This is a genomic window from Streptomyces sp. NPDC031132 (assembly GCF_055570595.1).
The window spans coordinates 80,339-103,731 of record NZ_JBVIGX010000003.1 but is presented as its reverse complement, the minus strand read 5'-3'; the positions used below and the strand labels follow the sequence as shown (position 1 = coordinate 103,731).

Here is a 23,393-nt window from a genome sequence, read left to right as displayed (position 1 = left end):
CATGAGCGAGGACCTGTGGACCCCGCATGCCCCGAGCGATTCGGAATTTTCCATTCCGGATGAGGGGGAGGGGGAGGCGGTGGCGGGCAGCGTCACCCTCATCATCCCGACCTTCAACGAGGCCGGGAACATCGGCGAGTTGCTGAGCCGGCTCGCCGACTCGCTCCCCGCCCACCTGCCCTGCGAGGTGCTGTTCGTGGACGACTCCACGGACGACACCCCGGCCGTCATCGAGAAGGCCGCCCTCGACCTGCCCTTCCCGGTCTCCGTCCTGCACCGCGAGAGCGCGGTCGGAGGCCTCGGCGGCGCCGTCGTCGAAGGGGTGCTGGCCAGTGGTGAGGAGAGGGCCGGGACGGATTGGATCGTCGTCATGGACGCCGACCTCCAGCACCCGCCGCACCTGGTGCCCGAGCTCGTCGGCGAGGGCGAACGCACCGGCGCCGACCTCGTGGTCGCCTCCCGCTACATCCCCGGCGGCAGCCGGGCCGGACTCGCCGGGAGTTACCGCATCGCCGTCTCGCGCGGCGCCACCTGGCTCACCAAGGGGCTCTTCCCGCGCGCCCTGCGCGGGATCAGCGACCCGATGAGCGGCTTCTTCGCCATGCGCCGCGCGGCCGTCACCGCGGACGCCCTCACACCCCTCGGCTACAAGATCCTGCTGGAACTGGCGGTGCGCTGCCGCCCGGCCAAGGTCGCCGAGGTGCCGTTCGTCTTCCAGGACCGCTACTCCGGCGCGTCCAAGTCCGGCGCCCGCGAGGGGATGCGGTTCCTGGCACACCTGGCCGCGCTGCGCTCGGCGACCCCGCTGGCCCGGATGATCGGCTTCGGGCTGATCGGGCTCTCCGGCTTCGTCCCGAACCTGTTCGCGCTGTGGCTGCTGACGCACGCGGGGATGCACTACCTGCCGGCCGAGATCGCCGCCAATCAGGCCGGAGTGCTCTGGAACTTCGCCCTCATCGAGACCCTGCTCTTCCGCGACCGGCGCCGCCACCGCCACTGGGCGGACCGGATCGGCCGCTTCGCCGTGCTGGCCAATGCCGACCTGCTGCTGCGCATCCCGCTGATCGCCCTGTTCGTCGGCAGGTTCGGCATGGAGGTGCTGTCCGCCACCGCCCTCGCCCTGGTCACGACCTTCGTCCTGCGGTTCGCGGCCACCGAGGCCCTCGTCTACCTGCCGCGCACGACGCGCACGCGCACACGCACACGTCGTGCCGCACGCACCACCAGGAGTTGAGCCGCAAGCGCAGAACGAGAACAGAAGGGAACTTGTCCATGCCAGCGAACATCCGGCGGAAGGCCGGGAAGCGCGCCGCCCTGGCCGCCGTCGGGGCGATGACCGCGGGCCTGCTGCTCACCGCACCGCAGCAGGCCACGGCCGGACCGCCCAATCTGCTCACCAATTCCGGTTTCGAGACCGCCGGCGCCCCCGGCGACGACATGCCCTCCTGCTGGGAGAAGTCCGGCTGGGGCGACAACGACTTCACCTACGCCACCGTCGCCGACGCGCACAGCGGCACCAAGGCCATGAAGGTCTCCCTGACCCGCCGCCTCAGCGGTGACCGCAAGGCACTGGTCACCGAGAACACCACCTGCGCCCCGACCGTCGTGCCGGGCAGGCAGTACGACCTGTCCGCCTGGTACAAGTCGAACACTCCGGACGTCTCGGTGACCGTGTTCCGCCACGACACCACCGCGGGCTGGCAGTACTGGACCGACCTGCAGAATCCGCCGGTCAGCGCCGGCTGGGCGCGTACGGAGGTCCGTACGCCCGCCGTCCCGCCCGGTACCGACAAGATCACGTGGGGGCTCTCGGTCTACGGGGTGGGCACGCTCACCACCGACGACTACGCGCTCGAGGAGGTCGGCGCGGCCCCGCCGCAGCCGGGGTGCACGGGTACGGCCGAGCAGTGCGCCAAGGGCAAGTGGGAGGTGATCCCGGCCAAGAACCCGGTGCGCTCGATGCACGCCGTGGTCCTGAAGAACGGGAAGGTGCTGCTGATCGCGGGCTCGGGCAACGACATCGCCCAGTTCAACGCCGGCACGTTCACCTCGGCCGTGTACGACCCGGCGAACGGGTCCTTCAAGACGATCCCGACGCCGGTGGACATGTTCTGCGCGGGCCACGTACAGCTGTCGGACGGCCGGGTGCTCGTGATGAGCGGCAACAAGGGGTACCCGTCCGCCGACGGCAAGATCGGCTACCAGGGGCTGAAGGACAGTTACGTCTTCGACCCCGCGACCGAGGCGTACACGAGGACCAACGACATGAACGGCGGACACTGGTACCCGTCGGCGACGATCCTCGGCAACGGCGACGTGATCTCCTTCGGCGGGCTGAAGGAGGACTCGACGGGCAACGTGACCGCGGAGAAGTTCTCGGCGGCGCAGGGCAAGTGGCTCCCGATGAACGAGGTCAACCAGACCTGGTCGTACTGGGGCCTGTACCCGTCGATGATCCTGCTGCAGGACGGGCGGCTCTTCTACTCGGGCAGCCACACCTTCGGCAACGGCACGCAGGGCAGCGGCGCGTCGATCTACGACTACAACGCGAACACGATCACGGACGTGCCCGGGCTGCGCAAGAAGGACGAGCGAGACGAGTCGGCGAGCGTGCTGCTCCCGCCCGCGCAGGACCAGCGGGTCCTGACCGTCGGCGGCGGCAACAACGAGTCGAACCCGGCGGCGAACCGGCTCACCGAGCTGATCGACCTGAAGGCGCCGAGCCCCGCGTACACCGCCGGACCGGACCTGCCGCAGGGCCTGGTCGACGTGGGCGGGGTCAAGCGGGCGCAGACCGGGGCCGAGGGCAAGATGTACGTGTCGGCGGTGCTGCTGCCGGACGGCAAGGTGCTGGAGACCGGCGGCGGGCTGCACGACCGGGCCGACCCGGTGTACGAGGCCTCGTTCTTCGACCCGGTGACCAACACCTACAAGGCCGGCCTGCCGGCCGACCCGATCCCGCGGACGTACCACTCGGGCGCCTTCCTGCTGCCCGACGGGCGGGTCATGACGGTCGGCGACAACCCGGGCAACGGCACGTACAACAACAACGTGTCGATCTACACCCCGCCGTACCTGTTCAAGGGCGCGCGCCCGAAGCTCACTTCGGTGATCGACACGCAGTGGGTGTACGGGGACACGCAGCGGATCACCGTCGACCGGCCGATCGCCAAGGCGGAGCTGATCCGTCCGGCGGCGGTCACGCACTCCTCGGACCCGAACCAGCGGTTCGTGGACCTGCCGTTGTCGGTGGTCGACAACACGACCGTCGACCTGAACGTCACCAGCAATCCGAACCTGGCCCCGCCGGGCTGGTACATGCTCTTCGGGGTGGACGCGAACGGCATCCCGTCGGTGGCGACCTGGGTGCACCTGGGCGGCCCGTCGGCGCTCGCGGCCACGGCGGAGGCCCCTTCGCCGCACGTCCACGATTTCGCGGACGCGCCGCAGGCGGCCCCCCGTCAGAACCCGGGCAGGCGGGACTCGGTTCCCGTCGCCCCGAGCGTGGCCGGCTGTGACCGGCACTACGGCACGGCCAGCCAGTGCGTCCCGACGAACTTCCCGGCCGAGGTGAAGGCGACGACGCAGGCCCGCTGCGACTGGCTGGCCTCCCACCAGTACCCCAGGCGCATGAAGGTCAACGGCAGCGACCCGCTGCGCCTGGACCCGGACGGCGACGGCTACGCCTGCACGTAGCCGCCCCTGCAGAACGCAGAACGGAGCCCCGCCGCCCACCGCGACGGGGCTCCACCGCTTCGAACGACGCCCTAGTGCTGGTAGGCCGCCAGCGAGATGCCGACGTAGTGGGCCACGAAGGCGGCCAGCGTCAGGGAGTGGAAGACCTCGTGGAAGCCGAAGAAGCGCGGGGAGGGGTTCGGGCGCTTGATGCCGTAGATCACGCCGCCCGCGCTGTAGAGGAGGCCGCCGACGATCACGAGGACCAGGACGGCGATGCCGCCGGTGCGCATGAAGTCGGGGAGGAAGAAGACCGCCGCCCAGCCCATCGCTATGTAGCAGGGCGTGTAGAGCCAGCGCGGGGCGCCGACCCAGAAGACACGGAAGGCGATGCCGGCCGCGGCCGCGATCCAGACCGCCCACAGGAGCGTCCGTCCGGAGGAGGGCGGGAGCAGAAGCACGGTCAGCGGGGTATAGGTCCCTGCGATGATCAGAAAAATGTTGGCGTGGTCGAGACGCCGCAGGATGGCCTCACCCCGGGGGCCCCAGGTGCCGCGGTGGTACACCGCGCTCACGCCGAACAGCAGGCAGGCCGTGAGGATGTACACCCCGCACGCCACCCGGGCCCGGGTCGATTCGGTGAAGGCCATCAGCGCCAGGCCCGCGACGACGACGGCAGGGAACATCCCGGTGTGCAGCCAGCCGCGCATCAGCGGCTTGGCTTCCGGTGCCTCGGAGGCGTCGAGTGCGACCGGTACGGCGTCGACCGGCACGGCGGCGGCGTCAGAACTCATGGCCGCCATGCTACCTACGGGTCCGTAGGTTTCCGTTAGTGCGCTTTACGGAAGATTGACGGGAGTGGCGATGCTCACGTGAGAGGCCCCCTGGACATATGCGCACATCCACCGGATGATCAGATGAGTGCGGTCGGCACCGGATGAGCGGAGCGCGAAGCGTCCGGGTCGCAGCCCCCACGGGGCAAACACCAAACACACACCTCAACAAGGAGCAATCGTGGCGCGCGAGAACGCGGCTCCCCTTTCCCTCCCTACGTCCCACCAGGAGCTGATCTCCTGGGTGGACGAGATCGCAGCGATCACCCAGCCCGACCGGGTCGTCTGGTGTGACGGCTCCGAGGCCGAGTACGAGCGCCTGTGCGCGGAGCTCGTCGCCAACGGCACGTTCAAGAAGCTCGACGAGGGCAAGCGCCCCAACTCGTACTACGCCGCCTCCGACCCGTCCGACGTCGCGCGCGTCGAGGACCGGACCTTCATCTGCTCCGAGAAGGAGGAGGACGCGGGCCCGACGAACCACTGGAAGGCTCCCTCGGAGATGAGGGAGATCTTCGCCGGGCAGGAAGGTATCTTCCGCGGCTCCATGAAGGGCCGGACGATGTACGTCGTCCCCTTCTGCATGGGCCCCCTCGGCTCCGAGCTCTCCGCGATCGGCGTCGAGATCACCGACTCCGCCTACGTCGCCGTCGCCATGCGCACGATGACCCGCATGGGCAAGCCCGTCCTCGACGAGCTCGGCACCGACGGGTTCTTCGTCAAGGCCGTCCACACCCTCGGCGCTCCGCTCGCCGAGGGCCAGGCCGACGTGCCGTGGCCCTGCAACACCACCAAGTACATCTCGCACTTCCCGGAGACCCGCGAGATCTGGTCGTACGGCTCGGGCTACGGCGGCAACGCCCTGCTCGGCAAGAAGTGCTACGCGCTGCGCATCGCCTCCGTCATGGCCCGCGACGAGGGCTGGCTCGCCGAGCACATGCTGATCCTCAAGCTCACCCCGCCGCAGGGTGAGGCGAAGTACGTCGCCGCCGCGTTCCCGAGCGCCTGCGGCAAGACGAACCTGGCCATGCTGGAGCCCACGATCCCCGGCTGGACGGTCGAGACCATCGGCGACGACATCGCCTGGATGCGCTTCGGTGAGGACGGTCGCCTGTACGCGATCAACCCCGAGGCCGGCTTCTTCGGCGTCGCGCCCGGCACCGGCGAGCACACCAACGCCAACGCCATGAAGACGATGTACGCGAACACCGTCTTCACCAACGTCGCGCTCACCCCGGACGGCTCCGACGTCTGGTGGGAGGGCATGACCGAGGAGCCCCCGGCCGAGCTCATCGACTGGAAGGGCAACCGCTGGACCCCGGAGTCCGAGACCCCGGCGGCCCACCCCAACGCCCGCTTCGCCGTCCCGGCCTCGCAGTGCCCGACGATCGCCCCCGAGTGGGAGGACCCCAAGGGCGTCCCGGTCTCCGCGATCCTCTTCGGCGGCCGCCGCGCCTCCGCCGTGCCGCTGGTCACCGAGTCCTTCGACTGGAACCACGGCGTCTTCATCGGCTCGAACATCGCCTCCGAGAAGACCGCCGCCGCCGAGGGCAAGGTCGGCGAGCTGCGCCGCGACCCGTTCGCCATGCTGCCGTTCTGCGGCTACAACATGGGCGACTACATGGGTCACTGGGTCGACGTCGCCAAGGGCAAGGACCAGTCCAAGCTCCCGAAGATCTACTACGTGAACTGGTTCCGCAAGAACGACGCGGGCAAGTTCGTGTGGCCCGGCTTCGGCGAGAACAGCCGCGTCCTGAAGTGGATCGTCGAGCGCCTCGACGGCAAGGCCGAGGGCGTCGAGACCCCCATCGGCATCCTGCCGACCGTGGCCTCCCTCGACACCGACGGCCTCGACATCGCGGCCGAGGACCTGGACTTCCTCCTCACCGTCGACAAGGAGGTGTGGCGGGACGAGGCCTCCCTGGTCCCCGAGCACCTGAACACCTACGGCGACCACACTCCCAAGGAGCTGTGGGACCAGTACCACGCGCTCGTCGAGCGCCTGGGCTGAGCCAGGCCGCGCCCTGAAGAAGGGCCAATGAACGTGGGAGCCCCCGACCAAGCGGCGCCCACCGCTGTGGGAGCCCCCGACCAAGCGGTTCCCACCGCAGCACCGGCCAGAAGTCATACCTGTCAGGAGCGTTGTCCGCGCTCCTCCAGGTAGGTCGTGTGCGTCTGCTGACGGCGGGCCTCTGCTTCGCGGAGGTCCGCCGTCACGCGTTCCGCCTCCCCGCGCAACAGCGACAGCTGCCGCTCCAGGTGGCGTTCCGGCGGCTCGCCGCCCGGGGGGAGCCGGGTCCACCAGCGCGTCCGGTTGTACGTGTCCACGCACTCCGGCACGTCCAGCTCGATCGCCCGCGACAGCGCGTGCACCGACTCCGGATCGGTGGCCAGGACATCGGCCACCCACCCCGGCTCCAGCAGCGCCCCGTACAGCTCCATGAGCTCCGCGAGCCGCCCCTCGGCCGGAGCGGGCAGCTCCACCTCGGCCACGTACTCCCGCAGCCGGCCGAACTGCTCCCGTACGCCGTTCAGCTGCTCGGTGGGCCCCTCGGGCTCCGGCGGCGCCGGCCGCTGCGGCGGGGCGATCAGCGCGCCCGCGCCGTACAGCCCCGCCACGACCACCGGCCAGTACGTGCCCGCGACCCCGGTGACGGTCAGGCCCAGCCCGACCATCCCGCAGGCGCTGCCCGCCAGGTTCTTCTTCGACTCCAGGTGGTGGAGAAGACGCGTGCCGAGCCCTCTCCCGCCGGCGACGGGTCTATTGGTAGCCACGGATCTCCTCGAAGGCTCCGTCCAGCGAACCGTTGCCGTCGGTGGCGTCGAAGAGCCGCCCGCCGGTCAGTTCGGTGATGTGGGCGAGCTCCTTGCGGTCCGAGTCCCCGAACAGCACCGCGAAGACCGGCGTGTGCTTCTGCGCGTCCGGCAGCCCGGCGTGGAAGGAGTCGAAGTCCTTCGCCTTGTCGCCGCTCCGCCCGTCCGTCATCAGCACGATCGAGGTGAACGCGTCGGCGCTGCCCTTCCCCAGGTGCTCGTACGCGGCCTTCAGACTGCCGTACACGGCCGTACCCCCTCCCGGCCGGAGCGATGTCACATCGCCCCGGATCGCATCCAGCGCGGGCCCCGGATTGCCCGGCTCGACGACGTGCGTCAGCACCTCCTTCACCTGGTCGCCGAACGGCAGGAGCGTCACCTCCTCGCGGTCCCGGAACCGCCGCCCCGTCCCCGAACCGCCCGTGCCCGTCAGCCCGGTGAGCGCCGAGCGCAGCCGCCCGATGCGGTCCTCCTCGGCCATCGAGCCCGAGGTGTCCAGGACGTACACCGTGCGCGAGGGCCGGCGCAGCTCGTTCTCGTACGAGGCCAGCAGCCCGTCGGCGACCGACCGCGTGCCCGGGAACGGAAGCTCGCGCCGCTTGTCCGCGTTCAGCCCGGCGGCAGGCTGCACCCCGGCCGCGACCGGCCGGCGGAACGTCTTCTCGGTGATCGCCTTCTGCGCTTCGGCGCCGCTCAGGTAGTCGGTCAGGGCCCGGCCCGACTCGCGCGCCCCGGCCGGGGCCGAAGTCAGCAGGGTCAGCGGGTAGTGGGCGGTGACCACCCCGTCGCGCGGCCGGATCACCGTCAGGTCCGTCTTCGCGTCCCGGTTCACGGACAGCAGCACGGACTCGTAGTTCACCAGCGCGTCCACGTCCCCGCGCTTGGCGTACGCGGTGGCCAGCCAGCCGGAGGAACCCGAGGTCAGCTTCTGCCCGGCGAAGAACTCCTTCAGCTTCGGCCGGGCCGTCTTCACGTCCGCGTCGGTCAGCGCCGCCTGCGCGCCCGACAGCCCGGAGGCGATCGAGATCAGCGCGGAGAACCCGGAGTTGGAACGCACCGGGTCGGTCATCCCGTACGACAGCTTCCCGGCGGCGACGGCCTCGTGCACCGCCGACCAGGTCACCTCCTCCGGCTTCCAGCCGAGCCGCGCCAGCGCGTCCGCCCGTACGCCGAGCGCGACCGGCGAGGACATCACCGGGGTCTCGCTGCTGAGCTTCCCGGCGGCCTCGGGGCGCAGCCGCAGATAGTCGTTGGAGGACAGCCAGATCGCGTCGTACCTGCCGTCGGCCTTGCCGGAGGCGACCTGCTCGGCCGCGTCCAGGGTGCCGGACCAGGTGAGCTCGACGGTGACCCCGGTGGCGGCCTTCGCGGCCTTCAGCACCGGCTCCATGTCGGCCAGTTCACTGGAGGCCAGCACGCGCAGCTTGCCCTCCTGGTACTGCGACCGGCCGGGCTTCGCCGGATCCGGACCGTCGGAGGTGCAGGCCGAGGCTCCCAGCAGGGTCGCGGCCAGCGCGACCGCCGCCGCGAGCCGTCTGCGCACCGAAGCGGTGCGGACGCCACGGATCCTCATCGGTCCCCGCCTTCCAAGGCCCCGGAAGTGCGCGTACGGGCCAGATGGGCCGAAGCGGTCTGCAGTTCGCCGGTCAGGGACTCGACGGTGGCGGCCATGTTCTCGGTGGCCTGCACCTTGAACGTGTCGATCGCGTCCAGCGTCCGGTAGATCTGCGCGAAGGCCGTACGCAGCGTCTCCGCGCCCACCGCCGGGTCGGCGGCGATCCGCTGGATCTCCCCGCTCTGTGTGGACAGCATCTCCGCGTTGCCGCGGATCAGGTCCTCGGTGGTCGTGCGCAACGTGTTGACCTGCTCGACGACCTTGCGCTGGCTGTCGAGGGCCGAAGCCAGCATCACGGCGATCCGCAGCGCGGACACGGTGGTGGTGGCGGCCCGGTCGACGCCCTTGATCAGCTCGTCGTTGTTGCGCCGGACCACGTCCATCGCCAGGTAGCCCTGCGCGCACACCGCCAGCTGCGTCAGCAGGTCCTGGTGCTTCTGCCGGACCGGGAAGAGGAGGTCGGCGCGCATCGCGTCGGCCGCCTGCGGGTCGCTGTGCCCGGTCTCGGTGATCCGCTGCTCGACGGCCGCGTCGAGGGCCTCGGTGAGGACGGCGTACTCCTGGAGCTTGCCCATGGTCTCCCACAGGCGCGCCCGCTCGGTGTGCAGGGCCGCGTTGTCGCGGCGCAGCTCGTCCTGGCCGCCGCGCAGCGCGCCCACGATCTTGTTGAGGGTGGCCTGGGAGGAGGCGTACTTGGCCACGTGGTCGCGGAACTTGTTGCCGCCGGGCAGCTTCGCCAGGAACGCCTTGACGCCCTTGGCGGGCGTGTCCCGCGGGTCGAGGTCCTCGACCGTGCGGCGCAGCTCGACCAGGGAGCCCGCGACGCGGGCCTGGGCGTCGCCGCCCCCGTCGGATCCGAGGGACCGTACGGCCCGCTCGAGCATCCGGTTGGACTGCTGGGCGGCGCTGCGGATGTCGGCGGCGCCGAGCCCGGAGATCTCGCCGATGCGGCTCGCGAACTCGGGGGAGCGGGCGTCGATCCCGGCGAGCGAGCCGACGTACTCCCCGGCCCGGCGGGCCATCTCCTCGCGCACCCCGTCCTGGAGCGGTACGAGTCCCGAGGCCTGCTCCCGCTTGACGGGGGCGACGGGCTCGGGGGCGGTGAGGACGAGCGGGCTCTCCTCAGGCGGTGTCAAGGTCATGTACGTGGTCCCCCTAGCCCTTGGCGCGCGCGGCCAGCGCCATGAGGATCTTGACGGTCGGTGCGCTGACCTGGCGGATGCCGGTCAGCTCCGGGTTGAGGTACGCGGCGTGTGCGGCGGTGGCCGCGGTGAACTCGGGCACGCCGTTCTGCGGCCGGAACCCGTGCCGGACGGCCAGCTCGCGCAGCTTCGGGTCGGTGGCGAGGAGGGCGCCGAGTTCCTCGGCGTTCTCGCTGATCGGCACGAAGGTGTGCGGGGAGTTGACCGTGGTGTCCGGGTAGAGCACCACCATGTCCCCCGGAGCCTGCTCCTGCTGGAGCAGGGAGGCCACCTGGGACTCGTACGCCAGGACGAGCGGTTCGCCGCTGCCGGAGATGAAGGCCCGGAAGGGGTCGTCGGTGCTCGGCTCCAGGGCGCCCTGGACGGAGATCAGCTTCTGCATCAGGGGCGCGGTGCGGTCGATCCCGGCCTGGTCGGAGACCACGTCGTTGCCGTTGGCGACGTTCGAGGTGGCGGCCAGGAAGAGCGCGCCGGAGTTGGACGTCGCGGGATCGGTGGTCTTGATGAACACGGTGCCGGTCAGCTCGGTGTGGGCGGCGGACCCGGACAGCTGCTGCCAGCTGCGCTTCTCGTCGGCGGCCTTGAGGTAGGGGCCCATGAGGAGGGTCCCGGAGTTCTTGCCGGTCATCTTGGCGAGGTTGTTGTCGGCGAGCACCTTGGCGGCGTTGGAACGGGCGATGACCACGAGCGGGGAGAAGAACGGCTTGGTGGTCTGGGCGCCCTTGACGCCGGCAGCGGCCTCGATCTCCGGGGCGGGTTCGCTGCTGCCGGGGAAGGCGAAGTCGAACTCCTTGAGGGCGAGTTGGTCCATCGCCCAGGAGCCGGACGTCTCGGTCTCCACGGTGAAGCCCTTGTCGGCCAGGGCTTTGACGACGTCGGGATCGCGGAAGTATGCGGACTTCTCGGATCCGATGACGCCTTTCACGGTCTTCGTTGCCGTGGGTGGGGTCTTGTCTCCTCCGGCGAGTGCGACGGCGACCACGCCGCCGAGGAGGAGGACCGCCAGGGCGATTCCTAGGATGCGTCTCACGGGTGCAGCGTGCTCGCGGAAACCCACATTCCGCGCGAAGTCGAGTGAACGTCAGGTGTCCAGGCGGTCCCACTTCGAAATGCTGTGTGGATCGGCCGGTGCTGGCAGGTGGGGCGGCAGGCCGGGAGGATCGTCCCATGGGCGTGAGCGCGTTGAAGTGGCAGGGCTGGGCGGTCGGCCTGACGGTCGTGGCCGGCCTGCTGGTGTTCGCCCCGCTGGGCCTGTACGTCTGGGCCAGCGGCGAGCCGGGCGCGGCGCCGCCGCGACCGGCGGTGGACGACGTACGGGTCACCGGCTGCCGGATCGACCCCGGCAGCCGCCGCGTGGTGGCGACGGTGGAGGTGGCGGGCCGCCCGGAGGGCGCCGGCGCGTACGTGGTCACGGTCGAGTTCCGCGAAAAGGCGGCTCCGGACCCGACGGCCCGCCCGGCCCAGGCCCTGGTGAAGGTCCCCGGGGTGGCCCCGGGCACAACGGAACACGCCGAAGCCCTGGGCCCTCGCTGGCCCCCCGCCACCACCCCCTGGTGCGGCATCGCAGCCGCGGACTTCACCCCGTCAAGCCCCGCCGGCGATTGAGGCGCGGGTCCGGGCAGAGCCCGGGGAACGGTGGAAGGGCGGGGCGGGGAGAAGCCCCGCGCAGCGGCACCCCCCGTATCCGGCCCGGCGGGCCGACCCAGGACACGGTCCGGCCCGGCAGGGCGGTGGCGCCCGGTCCGGAGCCTCCGCGGCCCCGGACCGGGGCCGATCAGAGGCTGCCGGCCAGGTTCTGCGGGGCCAGGGCGGCGGCGTGCGCGTCCATGCGCTCGGCGGCGAGGATCGCGACGGTGGTGTCGGCGCGGGACGCGGCGACGACCAGCGCGCGGCCGGCGAGGTCGTGGGCCCGCTGGTGCAGGGCGGTGAGCTCGGCGGGCCCGGCGATGTCGGCGCGCGGCGCCCGCGCGGGCTCGGCGCCGCGCAGCCGGGTCACCTGGGCGGCGATGCGGGCGGCGGCGCCGTCGAGTCCGAGCTCGTCGGTGACGGTCAGCAGGGCCGCCAGGTGCCCGGCGAGCTGGGTGTCCAGCGCTTCGGCGCGGCTGCTGTGCGGATAGCCGGCGTGGTCGTCGGAGTGGCGGCCGCCCAGACGGTGGACGACCGGCTTCGTGCGGATCGGCTCGTACATGAGGGGGCCTCCTGCGTGGTCAGGAGGCCATCCTACATTGGATCCGTTCTAAAGTTGTGCTCGATCCGGTATCGAGTGCCCCGTGCCTGTCAGGGCTGGCTGTATCCGTCGAGGAACTTGCCGATGCGCGTCACCGCGTCCGCCAGGTCCTTGGGGTTCGGCAGCGTCACGATCCGGAAGTGGTCGGGCTCGGGCCAGTTGAAGCCCGTACCGTGCACCACCATGATCTTCTCGGCCCGCAGCAGGTCGAGGACCAGCTGGCGGTCGTCCTTGATCTTGTAGACGGCCGGGTCGAGCTTCGGGAAGAGGTACAGCGCGCCCTTGGGCTTCACGCAGGTGATGCCGGGGATCTGGGTCAGCAGGTCGTACGCCGTGTCGCGCTGCTCCAGCAGCCGCCCGCCCGGGAGGACGAGGTCCGTGATCGACTGCCGGCCGCCGAGGGCGGTCGCGACGGCGTGCTGCGAGGGCATGTTGGCGCACAGTCGCATGTTGGCCAGGATCGTCAGGCCCTCGATGTACGACGCGGCGTGCTTCTTGGGGCCGCAGACCGCCATCCAGCCGGACCGGTAGCCGGCGACGCGGTAGTTCTTGGAGAGCCCGTTGAAGGTGAGCGTCAGCAGGTCCGGGGCGATCGCGGCGGTGTTCGTGTGCGTGGCGCCGTCGTAGAGGATCCGGTCGTAGATCTCGTCGGAGCAGACGATCAGGTTGTGACGGCGCGCGATGTCCGTGAGGCCGCGCAGCATCTCGTCGTCGTAGACGGCGCCGGTCGGGTTGTTCGGGTTGATGATCACCATTGCGCGGGTGCGGTCGGTGATCTTGCGCTCGATGTCCGCGAGGTCCGGCATCCAGTCCGACTGCTCGTCGCAGCGGTAGTGCACGGCGGTGCCGCCGGCCAGCGATACGGAGGCCGTCCACAGCGGGTAGTCAGGCGCGGGGACGAGCACCTCGTCGCCGTCGTCGAGCAGCGCCTGCATCGACATCTGGATCAGCTCGGAGACGCCGTTGCCGAGGTAGATGTCCTCGACGTCCAGCTCGATGCCCTTGGTCTGGTAGTGCTGCATGACCGCGCGGCGCGCGGAGAGCAGCCCCTTCGCGTCCCCGTACCCGTGGGCGTTGCCCAGGTTGCGGAGCATGTCCTCAAGAATCTCCGGCGGGCACTCGAAGCCGAAGGCCGCGGGGTTGCCGGTGTTGAGCTTGAGGATGCGATGACCTGCTGCTTCGAGCCGCATCGCCTCTTCGAGGACGGGGCCGCGGATCTCGTAGCAGACATTGGCGAGTTTCGTTGACTGGATCACCTGCATGACGGGAGCTTACGGGCCGTACGGGCGGTCCGCCGAGGTATTCGGGGTAGGAACAGGGGAGGCATATGTCCTGTTTCGCATGATGGGGCGGTGGCGGCCCGCTCCACCCTTGGAAACGGCGGCACCACGGCGTTCCGGCCTGCGGAATGGGTGAGGGCCGGCGGCGGCCGCGCCGTGGTGTTGCGCTCGTCACGCTCGTCGCTTCGAGGCGCGCGCGTACGAGGCGCGAGCGGGGGCCGGAAGCCCCCGGGCGCCGCCGGAGCATCGATGTCAGTGGTCGCCCGTACCGTTGTCGGTGGGGGAAGGGGCGGAACATGGAGCATCTGCGCATCATCGCGGGAGACGCGACGAGCCCGCAGGCCAAGGGGTCGAAGATCATCGCGCACGTCTGCAACGACATCGGCGGCTGGGGCAAGGGCTTCGTGGTGGCGCTCTCGAAGCGCTGGCCCGAGCCCGAGAAGGCGTACCGGGCCTGGCACCGGGGACGCAGCGGGAACGACTTCGGGCTGGGTGCGGTCCAGCTGGTCCAGGTGAAGCCGGACGTCTGGGTGGCCAACATGGTCGGCCAGCGCGGCATACGCACGGGCAGCGGAGGCCCCCCGATCCGCTACGACGCGGTGGAGCGCTGCCTGGCGGCGCTCGCCGGGCACGCGCTCGAACGGGAGGCCTCGGTCCACATGCCCCGCATAGGCTGCGGCCTGGCCGGCGGCAAGTGGCCCCGCATCGAACCGCTGATCACCCGGGCCCTGTCCGCCCGGGACGTGCCCGTGACGGTCTACGACCACGGATGAGCGCCGGACCGGGCGGCCGGCCGGCGTCCGTCCTCCGGGCCGGGCCGGGCCGGGCGGGGTCGTGCCGGTCCGGTCCGATGCGGGGCGTGATCCGTACGGTCGGCGTCAGGCGCAGCGGCCGGAGCACGGCTCCAGGATGACCAGCGGGATCTCGCGAGGGGCCGCCGCCGTCCGATAGTCGTCGAACAGGGGCCACAGGGCCGTCATGGCGGACCAGTAGACGTCCCGCTCGATCGGGCAGGCCGTCCGGGCCGTGGCCTGGAAGACGGCCGGGCCGACCTGCAGGCGGACCTCCGGGTGGGCGGCCAGGTTCCGGTACCAGGCAGGGTGCTCCGGCGCGCCCCAGTCGGCGGCGAGCACGATGTGCCGGCCCGCGTCCTCGGCGTAGATCAGCGGGGTCCGGGCGGTCCGGCCCGTGGTGCGGTCGACCGTGGTGAGCAGGAGCGTGGGGACTCCGTGCCAGAGGTGGCCGTCGAGTCCTCCGGTCGTCACGTAGTCCCGTACGTGCTCCCGTACGTGGCCCCGTTCACGGCCCGGCTTCGGGTCGGTGGGGTGGTCCCAGTCGATGGTGATCGTCTGCATGGCGGTGCCTCCGAGTCAGGCCCCCCGCGAGACTTAACGATCCTTCACCGATTCTGGATGCGGTCGACCCGGAGCGCGCTTTGTCTCTCATGATCACCATCGGTGAAACTGTGGCCATGACAAGGGAAAAGACGGGCCGCATCATCGGCGCGACATTCGGGCTCGCCTTCCTCCAGGTGAACGCGGGCACGCTGCCGACAGCCGCCGCCATCCCCGTGCGGGTCCTCGCGCTGATCGCCTTCCTGGCCGTGTTCCGTGGGGTGCGCCGCCTCCCCGCGCCCCGGCCCGCCGAGACCGCGGGCACCGTGGCGCGCCCGTACTTCGGACGGCGCTACGGGTACGTGGTGGGCGCCGAGGTGCTCGCCGCAGTCGCCGGGATCCTCGTCATCAACGACCTGTTGCACGCCCCGCACGCCATGGTCGCCTGGATCGCGTTCGTGGTCGGACTGCACTTCTTCGGGCTCGCGGCCGTCTGGCGGACGGCGTCGCTGAACCGGCTGGCCGCCGCGATGTCCGCGTGCGGCGCCACGGGCCTGGCGATGGCCGCCCTCGGTTCCTCCCAGGCGGCCATCGCCTCGGTCGCGGGGATCCTCCCGGGGGCGCTGCTGCTCGGCTCGGTCTGGTGGAGCCTGCGCGCATCCGCCACTCCCACGGACACCCCCATGGCCGCGGGCAGCGCTCCGTAGCGGCACGTGTGTGGCCCCGGTCCGGGGGTGCGGCCCCCGGGCCGGGGCCACCAGCAGCTTTCGTTCGGCGCCACCGCCCGCGCTACGGGAGATAGCGCTCGATGACCGCCGGGCCCTCCTTCTCGATCAGCTGGCGCGCCTTCTCGAGCCGCTCCGGAGTCGGCTCCATGCCTTGCACCATCACGAGGTCCTCGGGGTCGTACGGCCGTTCCCCGCCACTGAAGAGCTTGGCCGGCCGCTTGGGCTGCTGGTCCGATTCACTGTCCATCGGTTACCTCCTCGGAATGTCCCCCGATCCCCTCATCCTCCGGCGCCATCGCCATGAACGCACCTGCAGGGCCCCGGGCCCGCGCCGTCACGCCGAGGCGGCCGCCGCACAAGCCGTCAGAGCGACTATCGAGGCGCAGATGCTCAGGTTCACCGCCCGGTGCTCCCAGAACACCGCGACGAACTCGCGGAGGGTGGCGCTCGGCCAGAAGTACGTGGCCGTCGGGGAACCCAGCACCTGCCCGTTGACCCCGGCCCTGCGGGCCGTCATCGCGGCCCGGAAGGCGTGGAAGTTGTTGGTGACGACCACGCAGCGGTAGCCCGGGTCAGCGTCGAGCATGATCGTGCGGCTGAAGGCGAGGTTCTCCCTCGTCGTCCGGGAGCGGTCCTCGAGCCGTATCTGCTCCTCCGGGACGCCCTGCGCGATCAGCCAGTCGGCCATCGCCCGCGCCTCCGACAGCCTCTCGTCCGTCCCCTGCCCGCCCGAGACCAGCAGCAGCGGCACCCGGCCGCCGCGGGCCACCTGGGCGGCGTGGATCTGCCGGCCCTTCTCCAGCCGGGAGGCCAGCAGCGGCGGCACCCGCTCGCCGCAGATGAGGCCGGAGCCCAGCACCACCACGTAGTCGACGTCGCCGCGCACCGTGATCCGCCCGTAGAGGAAGGCGTACGCGAGGAAGCAGAGGAAGAGGAAGGAGACGTAGCCGACGAGCATGACCAGGCCCGCCACCATCGTGTCCGCGACGCGCGAGCCCCGGCCGGCCACCCCGAGGACCAGCGCGATCAGCGCGAAGATCCCGACGCCCGCCGCCATGGACAGCATGTTGGTCGGACTGCGGCCCTCCTTGCGGATCATCGTCAGGCCGTTGCGGATCAGGTAGCCGCCGAGTACGAGCGTGCCGACCGTCGGCACGAGCAGCACCAGCAGGACCGCGATCGCGTCCAACGGTGACGGCAGCTCAGGTATCTGGAACAGCAGGCCCGTCGACCCGAACATCAGGGTGAGGCCCAGCAGGACCGCGTTCCGGAAGCGCCGGCGGTCCTCCCGCACGCTCACGCAGAAGAGGACGAAGAACAGCGCGGCGGGGACGAAAGCGAGCATGCCGCCCATCGTAGGCGGACGGCCCGAAACGCCCGGCGGCCCGCAACGGCCTCGAGGTCTCAACGGCCTCGTGGTCTCAACGGCCCCCCGCGGTCTCACGGGCCTCAACGGCCCTGGTACGGCGTCCTGCGGATCGAGCGGCCCGCCAGGACGTCCGTCCTGCGCCCGTCCCGCATCACGAACCGGCCGTCGATCAGCACGTGCGGGATCCCCGCCGGCAGCGCACGCGGGTTCTCGTACGTCGACCCGGCCGCCACCGTGTCCGGATCGAACAGGACGAGGTCGGCGCGGTGGCCGGCGTGCACCAACCCCCGGTCGGGCAGCCGCAGTCGGGCCGCCGGGCGGCCGGACAGGTGGGCCACGCACTCCTCCAGCGAGAGCACGCCGAGCTCGCGCACGTAGCGCCCGAGGTAGTGCGGGAAGGTGCCGTACGCCCGCGGATGCGGTTTCGCGCCCTGGAGGATGCCGTCGGAGCCGCCGGTGTGGACCCGGTGGCGCATGATCGCCCGGACGTTCTCCTCGTGGCCGACGTGCTGGAGGATCGTCGGCCCCAGCCGGTCCTCCACCAGCAGCCGCCGCGCGGTGTCCCAGTCCCGCAGGCGCGTGCCGACGTACGCCCCCTGCGCGGGGTCCGCAGTCCCCGAGACCTCGATCGTCGCCCAGTCGACGGGGACGCCGTGGCAGCCGTCGGCCCCGGTCACCTCCAGCGCGTACCGGATCCGCTCGGCCTCGGCGTCGTCGCGCAGGCGGGCGAGGCCGGCCTCGGGCCCGCCCTCGTTCGCCCAGCTCGGCAGGAGCGCGACGAGGGTGGTGCAGCCCGGGGTGTACGGGTAGGAGTCGAGGGTGATGTCGGCCCCGGCGGCGAGGGCCTCGTCGAGGAGGGCGAGCAGGGCGCCCGCCCGGCCCTCGTTCTCCGCGAAGTTCATGGTGGCGTGCGCGAGATGGAGTGCGCAGCCGGCCTCCCGGCTCAGCTCGACCATCTCGGCGTACGCGTCGAGCGCGCCGCGCCCGTACGAGCGGTGGTGCGGGCAGTAGTAGCCGCCGTACGCGGCCACCACCCGGCACAGCTCGGTCAGTTCGGCGCCGGACGCGTACATGCCGGGGGTGTAGGTGAGCCCCGAGGACATGCCGACGGCGCCCTGCGCGAGCCCCTCCGCGACGAGCGTACGCATCCGGTCGAGCTCGGCGGGGGTGGTCGGGCGGTCGTCCCAGCCCAGCGCGTACGCACGGACCGTGCCCTGCGGGACGAGGTACGCGGCGTTGACGGCGATGCCGGCGCGGTCGAGCCGGTCCAGGTAGCCGGCCACGTCCCGCCAGGTGAACTCGACGTCGTCGCCCGGGCCGTTCCAGCCGGTGATGGCGGCCCGCACGCCGGCCAGGGTGCGGTCGTCGACGGGCGCGTACGAGAGCCCGTCCTGGCCGAGGACCTCGAGGGTCACGCCCTGGGCGGCCTTGGCGCTGTGGTCCGGGTCGCGGAGCAGCGCGAGGTCGCTGTGGGCGTGCATGTCGACGAAACCGGGGGCCAGCGCGAGGCCGTGCGCGTCGACGGTGTGCCGGCCGCCGGAGCGGATCCGGCCGATCTCGGCGATCCGGCCCTCGTGCACGCCGACGTCGGCGGTGTACGAGGGCCCGCCCGTGCCGTCGACGACGCGGGCCCCGCGGATGACCAGGTCCACCGGCGCGGCTAGAAGAAGGTGCGGACGTAGTCGGTGACCGTGCCGTCGGCCGCGACGACCGGGATCAGCGGCCACTTCTCGAAGATCGTGCAGGGGTGGGACATGCCGAGCGCCACCCAGTCGCCGACGTCCACCGCGTCCGCGGAGTCGGTCTCCAGCCAGGCGTGCTGGTCGGACAGTTTGACCACGCGGACGCCGGTGGCCGGGCGCTCCTCGCCGGTGAGGGCGTCGCGGATCAGCTCCGCCTCGGGCAGGCCCAGGTCGTAGGCGATGTCGCGCTTGCCGGCGTTGACGAAGGCCTGCGTGGGGGAGGGGCGGGAGACGACCTGGGTCCAGAGCCGGAAGGCGGGGCGCAGGCCGCCCTCCTCCGGGACGCGGTTGAAGGGGGTGAGGCGGGTGTACCAGCCGTGGTCGTGGGAGACGTACGCGCCGGAGCGCAGCAGCCGCAGCGTGGGCCGCGACAGCTCCGGGAGCTCGCCGAACACGTCGGCGACGGCGTCGAACCAGGCGGAGCCGCCGGCGCTGACGACGATCTCGTCGAGGTCGGGGGAGAACCGCCCGGCCCGGTCGAACTCGACGGCGAGCGCGGTGAGCCGGCGCAGGTACGCGTGGACGGAGTCCGGGTCGGCGCCGGGGACCTCGGCCTCGTACCCGGCGATGCCGACGAGGCGCAGGGTGGCGGCCCCGGCCACGGCGTCGGCGACGGCCCGGCAGTCCTCGTCGGTCCGCGCACCGGTACGGGCGCCCTCGCCGGCGCCGAGCTCGATGACGACGTCGACGACCTGGGGCTGCCCCTGCAGGGCCCGGTCCATGAGCTGGACCCCGCGCACGGAGTCGACGTAGCAGACGAAGCGGAAGCCGGGGTCGGCGGCGAGCTCGGCGGCCACCCAGCGCAGGGCGGCCGGGTCGACGAGCTCGTTGGCCAGGAAGATCCGCTGGATGCCGAAGGCGCGGTAGACGCGGGCCTGGTGGGGGACGGCGGCGGTGATGCCCCAGGCGCCGTGCTCGAGCTGGCGCTGGAAGAGCTGCGGCGCCATGCAGGTCTTGCCGTGCGGGGCGAAGGCGAGGCCGTGCCGGGCGGCGTACGTGCCGAGGGCGGTGAGGTTGTGCTCCAGCGCGTCGGCGTCGAGCGTGAGGACGGGGGTGGTGAAGCCGCCGGTGTAGAGGTCCCGCTTCTCGGCCGTCAGCTGGCCGACGGTGAGTTCCGCCCGCTCGGCGTCGGGCGGCAGCCCCTTGAACCGGTGGTCGACCGGTTCGTCGGCGAGCCGGCGGACTGCGTCGGTGCCCATGCGGATTCCTCCTTGCGTTGCATAAGCTGCAACGCTCGTTGCGTGCTGTGCCTAGGGCTGTCTAACATCCCTGGTGTGAAGGGTCAACGTCCCGCCCCGTGTCTCGGGTTCCACTGCGGACGGAAGGGCATGGCGTGAGTCAGTCGGTGGAGCGGGCGCTGCGGATCCTGCCGCTTCTCGCGAAGGGTGCGGCGGGGCTCGGCGACGTCGCCGAGGAGCTCGGCGTGCACAAGAGCACGGCCCTGCGCCTGTTGCGCACCCTGCACGAGCACGGCTTCGTCTACCGCCAGCCCGACGGCCGCTACCGCCTCGGCGCGCAGCTCTTCGCGCTGGCCGGGCAGGCCCTGGAGCACCTGGACGTCCGGGCCGTCGCCCACCCCCACCTCGCCGAGCTGGCCAGGCTCACCGGGCACACCGTGCACCTCGCCCTCCACCAGGACGACGAGGTGGTCTACGTCGACAAGGTCGACAGCCGCTACCCCGTCCGGATGTACTCCCGCATCGGCAAGCCCGTCCCGCTCACCGTCGCCGCCGTCGCGAAGCTGCTGCTGGCCGACCTCCCCGAGGCCGAGCGCCGCAGCCTCGCCGAGCGCATCGACTACCCCCGCTACACCGCCCGCTCCACCCCCGACGCGCAGGCCTTCCTGCGCGAGCTGGACCTCGTACGGGAACAGGGCTGGGCCGCCGACCTGGGCGGGCACGAGGAGTCGATCAACTGCGTCGGGGCGCCCGTGCGCGGGCCGGACGGGCGGGTCGTCGCCGCGCTGTCCGTCTCCGCGCCCGGCGTGGTCGTCCCCGCCGAGGGGCTGCTCGAACTGCTGCCCCTGGTCCTGCGCACCGCCGACACCGTCAGCCGGGAGTACTCCGGCTCCCCCGAGAACGACGAGGACACCCCGTGACCGAGAAGACCGCCCTCACGCCCGACACCCACACCACCCCGCCCGCGAAGTTCTCGCACGGCGTGCGCAAGGGGAACATCCTCCAGGTCGCCGGCCAGGTCGGCTTCCTCCCGCACGTGGACGGCCGGCCGCCCACCCCCGCCGGGCCGACGCTGCGCGAGCAGACCCTCCAGACGCTGGAGAACGTCCGCTCCGTACTGGAGGCCGGCGGCGCGGGCTGGGACGACGTGATGATGATCCGCGTGTACCTCACCGACACCGGGCACTTCGCCGAGATGAACGCCCTCTACAACGCCTACTTCGAGGAGCAGGGCCTCAAGGAGGCCCCGGCCGCCCGCACCACCGTGTACGTAGGGCTGCCCGCGGGCCTCCTGATCGAGATCGACGCCCTCGCCGTCCTCGGCTGACCGGACGTCTCAGAAGGGCCAGTTGACGCCCAGCCACACCCCGCCCCCCGAAACGAGCGCGGAGCCCAGCCAGCCGATCAGCCGCGCGGGCCGCCGGGCGAGACTCATCTCGAAGGAGCCGACCCGCAGTTCGAAATAGGGCCGGGGCCTGGCGACGGGGCGGGACGCAGGGGTGCGATCGGCCATGGCGGAACTCCCTCATCTCGCGGTCGCGCCCTGTGCGCCGACCGCTCTGCACACAGGCCATCACGGCCGCAGCGGGCCCCGCGCGTTCACGGAAGCTCGCAGTCCGTTCCGGACGCGGGGGCTTGTCCGGGACAGGCCCGCGGCTTGGAGGCCTCCGGGACAATCGGCGCCATGAACGACTCGTGGCGTCGGTTCCGTGCCGATCTCCAGGCGCTGAAGGACGCGTCCGGGATGACCTACCGGGAGCTCGCGGAAGCCGACTCGTCCCTGTACAGATCCACGGTCCACGGCCTGCTGGAGCCGGCGGACAGGCGGGCCGGCAAGGAGTGCACCGGGCTGCTGGAACGCCTCGTCTCGGTACTGCTCGCGCACACCGCCCCGGGCGAACCGGCCGGCGTTCCCTGGCGGGACCGGGCATCCTGGCACAGCCGCTGGGAGGCACTCGACGACCGCGGCCGCGTCGATCCTTCGCCGCCGGGCGGCGGGAGCGGCGGGGTGCTCGGCTGGGACGACCCGCTGGAGAAGGCGGGCATGGGCGCCGACACGGAATCCGCCTGGCTGACGGGGCCCCGGCTCACCCGCATGGCAGCGGTCATCGGCGAGCTGGCGGCGCTGGGCCTCTACCGCCAGGCACGCGATGTCGCCCGGGAGCTCCTGCGCTGCGCGGAAGGATCCCTCCGGCCGTACGACCCGGGGATGCTTGCGGCACGCCACGTCGCCGCGTACTGGACGGGTGAGGCGGGGGAGGTGCGCGAGGCGCGCGAATCGACCGCGGGCCTTTCGGCCGACTGCCTCGAACTGCTGGGAGCGCAGCACCCGCTCACCCGGCTCGCCGCACTCCGTCTGGCCGCGTGGACCACCAGCGCGGGCGACCCGGCGCAGGGACGCCGCCTCCATCGGGACCTTGCAGGCAGCGGCCCCGCGGACCGGATCACCCTGCTCGCCCGGCTCGGTGCGGTCCGCGCCGGCTTCCTGGTCGGCGACACGGAGGAGGCCCTTGACCGTCTCGCGGGCCTGCTGCCCGATCTCACCGCGGAGTACGGGCGCCACCACCCCGTGGTGCTCGGCGCCCGCATGCGACAGGTGCTGGGGCGGCGGCGGTCAGGCCGGCGCAGGCCGTGCACCCTGGAGGCACTGGACGACCTCGTGTGCGAGGCGAGCGAACACCTGGGGTCGGCACATCCGCTGACCCTGTCCCTCCGGGGCCGCCACGCCATGTCCTTGTACAGGCACGGAGACTTCTCGTGCGCATGCGTACTGGCCGAGGAGGCTTACGGGGAAGCGGTGCGTGTGAACGGCCAGGACCACCCCGACAGCCTTGCCGCCGGCAGCTGCCTGGCAGTCATCCTGGCAGGGTTCGACCTGGTGGCGTCCGAGGCGCTGTTCCGGCAGTTGCACGGTCGGAGCCGGGACGCATTGGGCGCGGACCACTACCGCACCCTGGGGATCGCCCACAACCTCGCCGTGGTGCTGCACCACGACGACCCCCGGGCGGCCCGACAGCTGTACGAAGAGGTGCGCGAGGCGCGGACCCGTGTGCTCGGCGCGGAACACCCCGGCACGCTGGCCACTTGTTTCGCCCTCGCCCACACGGTGCTGCTCGTCGACGGCGCATCGGCTGCCCGACCGCTCTTCGAGGACGTCCACCGCGCCCGTCTGCGGGTGCTCGGGCCCGCCCACCGTGACACGAGGCGCACCCTCAGGTTCCTGGTGGAGGAGGGCGCCCCGGCCCTGGCCCCGGCCCCGGCCCCGGCCGGCGTTCGGGAGCCGTCCGGCGACCCGCCCCCGCCAGGCTCCTGAACGCCGGCCGGGGGGGGGCCCGGGGGGGGGGGGGTCCGGGTGTTATGTGCGCCTCTGGGTGCAAGGCCGTTCCCGTCTTTTTCTCT

22 protein-coding genes are annotated in these 23,393 nt (G+C 71.8%); 9 read left to right on the top strand and 13 right to left on the bottom strand.

The features are described 5' to 3' along the window. Window position 1: 1 nt before the first annotated feature. Window positions 2-1,234 carry a glycosyltransferase gene (locus ACZ49B_RS06265; protein WP_468300947.1) on the top strand — a complete coding sequence of 411 codons (1,233 nt, stop codon included), beginning with the start codon at window positions 2-4 and terminating at the stop codon, window positions 1,232-1,234. Window positions 1,235-1,272: 38 nt separating this feature from the next. Then, the gene (locus ACZ49B_RS06260; protein ID WP_468300945.1) at window positions 1,273-3,696 is read left to right on the top strand and encodes a galactose oxidase-like domain-containing protein; all 2,424 of its coding nucleotides are present in this window, start codon (window positions 1,273-1,275) and stop codon (window positions 3,694-3,696) included. A 71-nt stretch (window positions 3,697-3,767) separates the two neighbouring features. Here the strand turns inward: ACZ49B_RS06260 and trhA are convergent, their stop codons facing one another. Then, window positions 3,768-4,469: a PAQR family membrane homeostasis protein TrhA gene (gene trhA, locus ACZ49B_RS06255; RefSeq protein WP_468300944.1), complete on the bottom strand. Its 702-nt coding sequence runs from the start codon at window positions 4,467-4,469 to the stop codon at window positions 3,768-3,770. A 220-nt stretch (window positions 4,470-4,689) separates the two neighbouring features. Between trhA and ACZ49B_RS06250 the strand changes: the two genes are divergently transcribed. Beyond that, a complete protein-coding gene (locus ACZ49B_RS06250) occupies window positions 4,690-6,516 on the top strand; it encodes a phosphoenolpyruvate carboxykinase (GTP) (RefSeq protein ID WP_468300942.1) in 1,827 nt (608 codons plus the stop codon). A gap of 122 nt (window positions 6,517-6,638) precedes the next feature. Here ACZ49B_RS06250 and ACZ49B_RS06245 read toward each other — a convergent pair whose 3' ends face one another. Genes ACZ49B_RS06245 through ACZ49B_RS06230 form a run of 4 tightly spaced genes read right to left on the bottom strand, consistent with a single transcriptional unit; the run spans window position 6,639 to window position 11,166 of the window. Then, a complete protein-coding gene (locus ACZ49B_RS06245; RefSeq protein ID WP_468300940.1) occupies window positions 6,639-7,280 on the bottom strand; it encodes a hypothetical protein in 642 nt (213 codons plus the stop codon). After that, window positions 7,267-8,892 (bottom strand): substrate-binding and vWA domain-containing protein, encoded by a 1,626-nt coding sequence (locus ACZ49B_RS06240; RefSeq protein ID WP_468300938.1) that lies wholly within the window; start codon window positions 8,890-8,892, stop codon window positions 7,267-7,269. Before ACZ49B_RS06240 ends, ACZ49B_RS06245 begins: the two co-directional genes overlap by 14 nt. After that, window positions 8,889-10,076 (bottom strand): toxic anion resistance protein, encoded by a 1,188-nt coding sequence (locus tag ACZ49B_RS06235; protein WP_468300936.1) that lies wholly within the window; start codon window positions 10,074-10,076, stop codon window positions 8,889-8,891. The genes ACZ49B_RS06240 and ACZ49B_RS06235 overlap by 4 nt, the downstream gene beginning before the upstream one ends. 13 nt (window positions 10,077-10,089) lie before the next feature. Then, the gene (locus ACZ49B_RS06230; protein ID WP_468300934.1) at window positions 10,090-11,166 is read right to left on the bottom strand and encodes a hypothetical protein; all 1,077 of its coding nucleotides are present in this window, start codon (window positions 11,164-11,166) and stop codon (window positions 10,090-10,092) included. Between the two features lie 143 nt (window positions 11,167-11,309). Here ACZ49B_RS06230 and ACZ49B_RS06225 point away from each other — a divergent pair, with 143 nt between their 5' ends. Beyond that, entirely contained in the window at window positions 11,310-11,741 is a 432-nt protein-coding gene (locus tag ACZ49B_RS06225) for a hypothetical protein (protein ID WP_468300933.1), read from the top strand. Window positions 11,742-11,910: 169 nt separating this feature from the next. Here ACZ49B_RS06225 and ACZ49B_RS06220 read toward each other — a convergent pair whose 3' ends face one another. Both ACZ49B_RS06220 and ACZ49B_RS06215 read right to left on the bottom strand, forming a co-directional pair. After that, the gene (locus tag ACZ49B_RS06220) at window positions 11,911-12,324 is read right to left on the bottom strand and encodes an SCO4983 family protein (protein WP_468300931.1); all 414 of its coding nucleotides are present in this window, start codon (window positions 12,322-12,324) and stop codon (window positions 11,911-11,913) included. An 89-nt stretch (window positions 12,325-12,413) separates the two neighbouring features. Then, complete coding sequence (locus ACZ49B_RS06215; RefSeq protein WP_053786279.1) at window positions 12,414-13,625, bottom strand: pyridoxal phosphate-dependent aminotransferase; 1,212 nt, start codon at window positions 13,623-13,625, stop codon at window positions 12,414-12,416. Window positions 13,626-13,939: 314 nt separating this feature from the next. Here ACZ49B_RS06215 and ACZ49B_RS06210 point away from each other — a divergent pair, with 314 nt between their 5' ends. After that, window positions 13,940-14,416, top strand: a complete 477-nt coding sequence (locus tag ACZ49B_RS06210) for a macro domain-containing protein (protein ID WP_468300929.1) — start codon at window positions 13,940-13,942, stop codon at window positions 14,414-14,416. Between the two features lie 105 nt (window positions 14,417-14,521). Here ACZ49B_RS06210 and ACZ49B_RS06205 read toward each other — a convergent pair whose 3' ends face one another. Continuing rightward, window positions 14,522-14,998, bottom strand: a complete 477-nt coding sequence (locus ACZ49B_RS06205) for a nitroreductase family deazaflavin-dependent oxidoreductase (protein ID WP_468300927.1) — start codon at window positions 14,996-14,998, stop codon at window positions 14,522-14,524. A gap of 116 nt (window positions 14,999-15,114) precedes the next feature. Between ACZ49B_RS06205 and ACZ49B_RS06200 the strand changes: the two genes are divergently transcribed. Beyond that, window positions 15,115-15,684 (top strand): hypothetical protein, encoded by a 570-nt coding sequence (locus tag ACZ49B_RS06200; RefSeq protein WP_468300925.1) that lies wholly within the window; start codon window positions 15,115-15,117, stop codon window positions 15,682-15,684. A gap of 82 nt (window positions 15,685-15,766) precedes the next feature. Here ACZ49B_RS06200 and ACZ49B_RS06195 read toward each other — a convergent pair whose 3' ends face one another. The 4 genes from ACZ49B_RS06195 to ACZ49B_RS06180 form a co-directional block, all read right to left on the bottom strand. After that, complete coding sequence (locus ACZ49B_RS06195) at window positions 15,767-15,952, bottom strand: hypothetical protein (RefSeq protein WP_030290913.1); 186 nt, start codon at window positions 15,950-15,952, stop codon at window positions 15,767-15,769. Window positions 15,953-16,039: 87 nt separating this feature from the next. Continuing rightward, on the bottom strand, window positions 16,040-17,050 hold the full coding sequence (locus ACZ49B_RS06190; RefSeq protein ID WP_468300923.1) for a YdcF family protein: 1,011 nt from the start codon (window positions 17,048-17,050) through the stop codon (window positions 16,040-16,042). Between the two features lie 104 nt (window positions 17,051-17,154). After that, window positions 17,155-18,726, bottom strand: a complete 1,572-nt coding sequence (locus ACZ49B_RS06185; RefSeq protein WP_468300921.1) for an N-acyl-D-amino-acid deacylase family protein — start codon at window positions 18,724-18,726, stop codon at window positions 17,155-17,157. A gap of 8 nt (window positions 18,727-18,734) precedes the next feature. Then, complete coding sequence (locus ACZ49B_RS06180) at window positions 18,735-20,015, bottom strand: amino acid deaminase (protein WP_468300919.1); 1,281 nt, start codon at window positions 20,013-20,015, stop codon at window positions 18,735-18,737. Window positions 20,016-20,149: 134 nt separating this feature from the next. Here ACZ49B_RS06180 and ACZ49B_RS06175 point away from each other — a divergent pair, with 134 nt between their 5' ends. Together ACZ49B_RS06175 and ACZ49B_RS06170 are read left to right on the top strand one after the other, a co-directional pair. Beyond that, window positions 20,150-20,914 carry an IclR family transcriptional regulator gene (locus tag ACZ49B_RS06175; protein WP_468300917.1) on the top strand — a complete coding sequence of 255 codons (765 nt, stop codon included), beginning with the start codon at window positions 20,150-20,152 and terminating at the stop codon, window positions 20,912-20,914. Further along, window positions 20,911-21,321, top strand: a complete 411-nt coding sequence (locus tag ACZ49B_RS06170; protein WP_468300915.1) for a RidA family protein — start codon at window positions 20,911-20,913, stop codon at window positions 21,319-21,321. The genes ACZ49B_RS06175 and ACZ49B_RS06170 overlap by 4 nt, the downstream gene beginning before the upstream one ends. Before the next feature lie 9 nt (window positions 21,322-21,330). Here the strand turns inward: ACZ49B_RS06170 and ACZ49B_RS06165 are convergent, their stop codons facing one another. Next, window positions 21,331-21,507, bottom strand: a complete 177-nt coding sequence (locus tag ACZ49B_RS06165; RefSeq protein WP_468300914.1) for a hypothetical protein — start codon at window positions 21,505-21,507, stop codon at window positions 21,331-21,333. Window positions 21,508-21,678: 171 nt separating this feature from the next. Here ACZ49B_RS06165 and ACZ49B_RS06160 point away from each other — a divergent pair, with 171 nt between their 5' ends. Beyond that, window positions 21,679-23,307 carry a tetratricopeptide repeat protein gene (locus ACZ49B_RS06160; RefSeq protein WP_468300912.1) on the top strand — a complete coding sequence of 543 codons (1,629 nt, stop codon included), beginning with the start codon at window positions 21,679-21,681 and terminating at the stop codon, window positions 23,305-23,307. Window positions 23,308-23,393: the final 86 nt, after the last annotated feature.

Bases quoted from the DNA above. Each gene is read 5' to 3' on its own strand.
- ACZ49B_RS06265 (WP_468300947.1), top strand. From the start codon at position 2: ATGAGCGAGGACCTGTGGACCCCGCATGCCCCGAGCGATTCGGAATTT.
- ACZ49B_RS06260 (WP_468300945.1), top strand. From the start codon at position 1,273: ATGCCAGCGAACATCCGGCGGAAGGCCGGGAAGCGCGCCGCCCTGGCC.
- trhA (WP_468300944.1), bottom strand. From the start codon at position 4,469: ATGAGTTCTGACGCCGCCGCCGTGCCGGTCGACGCCGTACCGGTCGCA.
- ACZ49B_RS06240 (WP_468300938.1), bottom strand. From the start codon at position 8,892: ATGAGGATCCGTGGCGTCCGCACCGCTTCGGTGCGCAGACGGCTCGCG.
- ACZ49B_RS06235 (WP_468300936.1), bottom strand. From the start codon at position 10,076: ATGACCTTGACACCGCCTGAGGAGAGCCCGCTCGTCCTCACCGCCCCC.
- ACZ49B_RS06220 (WP_468300931.1), bottom strand. From the start codon at position 12,324: ATGTACGAGCCGATCCGCACGAAGCCGGTCGTCCACCGTCTGGGCGGC.
- ACZ49B_RS06215 (WP_053786279.1), bottom strand. From the start codon at position 13,625: ATGCAGGTGATCCAGTCAACGAAACTCGCCAATGTCTGCTACGAGATC.
- ACZ49B_RS06210 (WP_468300929.1), top strand. From the start codon at position 13,940: ATGGAGCATCTGCGCATCATCGCGGGAGACGCGACGAGCCCGCAGGCC.
- ACZ49B_RS06205 (WP_468300927.1), bottom strand. From the start codon at position 14,998: ATGCAGACGATCACCATCGACTGGGACCACCCCACCGACCCGAAGCCG.
- ACZ49B_RS06200 (WP_468300925.1), top strand. From the start codon at position 15,115: ATGACAAGGGAAAAGACGGGCCGCATCATCGGCGCGACATTCGGGCTC.
- ACZ49B_RS06195 (WP_030290913.1), bottom strand. From the start codon at position 15,952: ATGGACAGTGAATCGGACCAGCAGCCCAAGCGGCCGGCCAAGCTCTTC.
- ACZ49B_RS06190 (WP_468300923.1), bottom strand. From the start codon at position 17,050: ATGCTCGCTTTCGTCCCCGCCGCGCTGTTCTTCGTCCTCTTCTGCGTG.
- ACZ49B_RS06180 (WP_468300919.1), bottom strand. From the start codon at position 20,015: ATGGGCACCGACGCAGTCCGCCGGCTCGCCGACGAACCGGTCGACCAC.
- ACZ49B_RS06165 (WP_468300914.1), bottom strand. From the start codon at position 21,507: ATGGCCGATCGCACCCCTGCGTCCCGCCCCGTCGCCAGGCCCCGGCCC.
- ACZ49B_RS06160 (WP_468300912.1), top strand. From the start codon at position 21,679: ATGAACGACTCGTGGCGTCGGTTCCGTGCCGATCTCCAGGCGCTGAAG.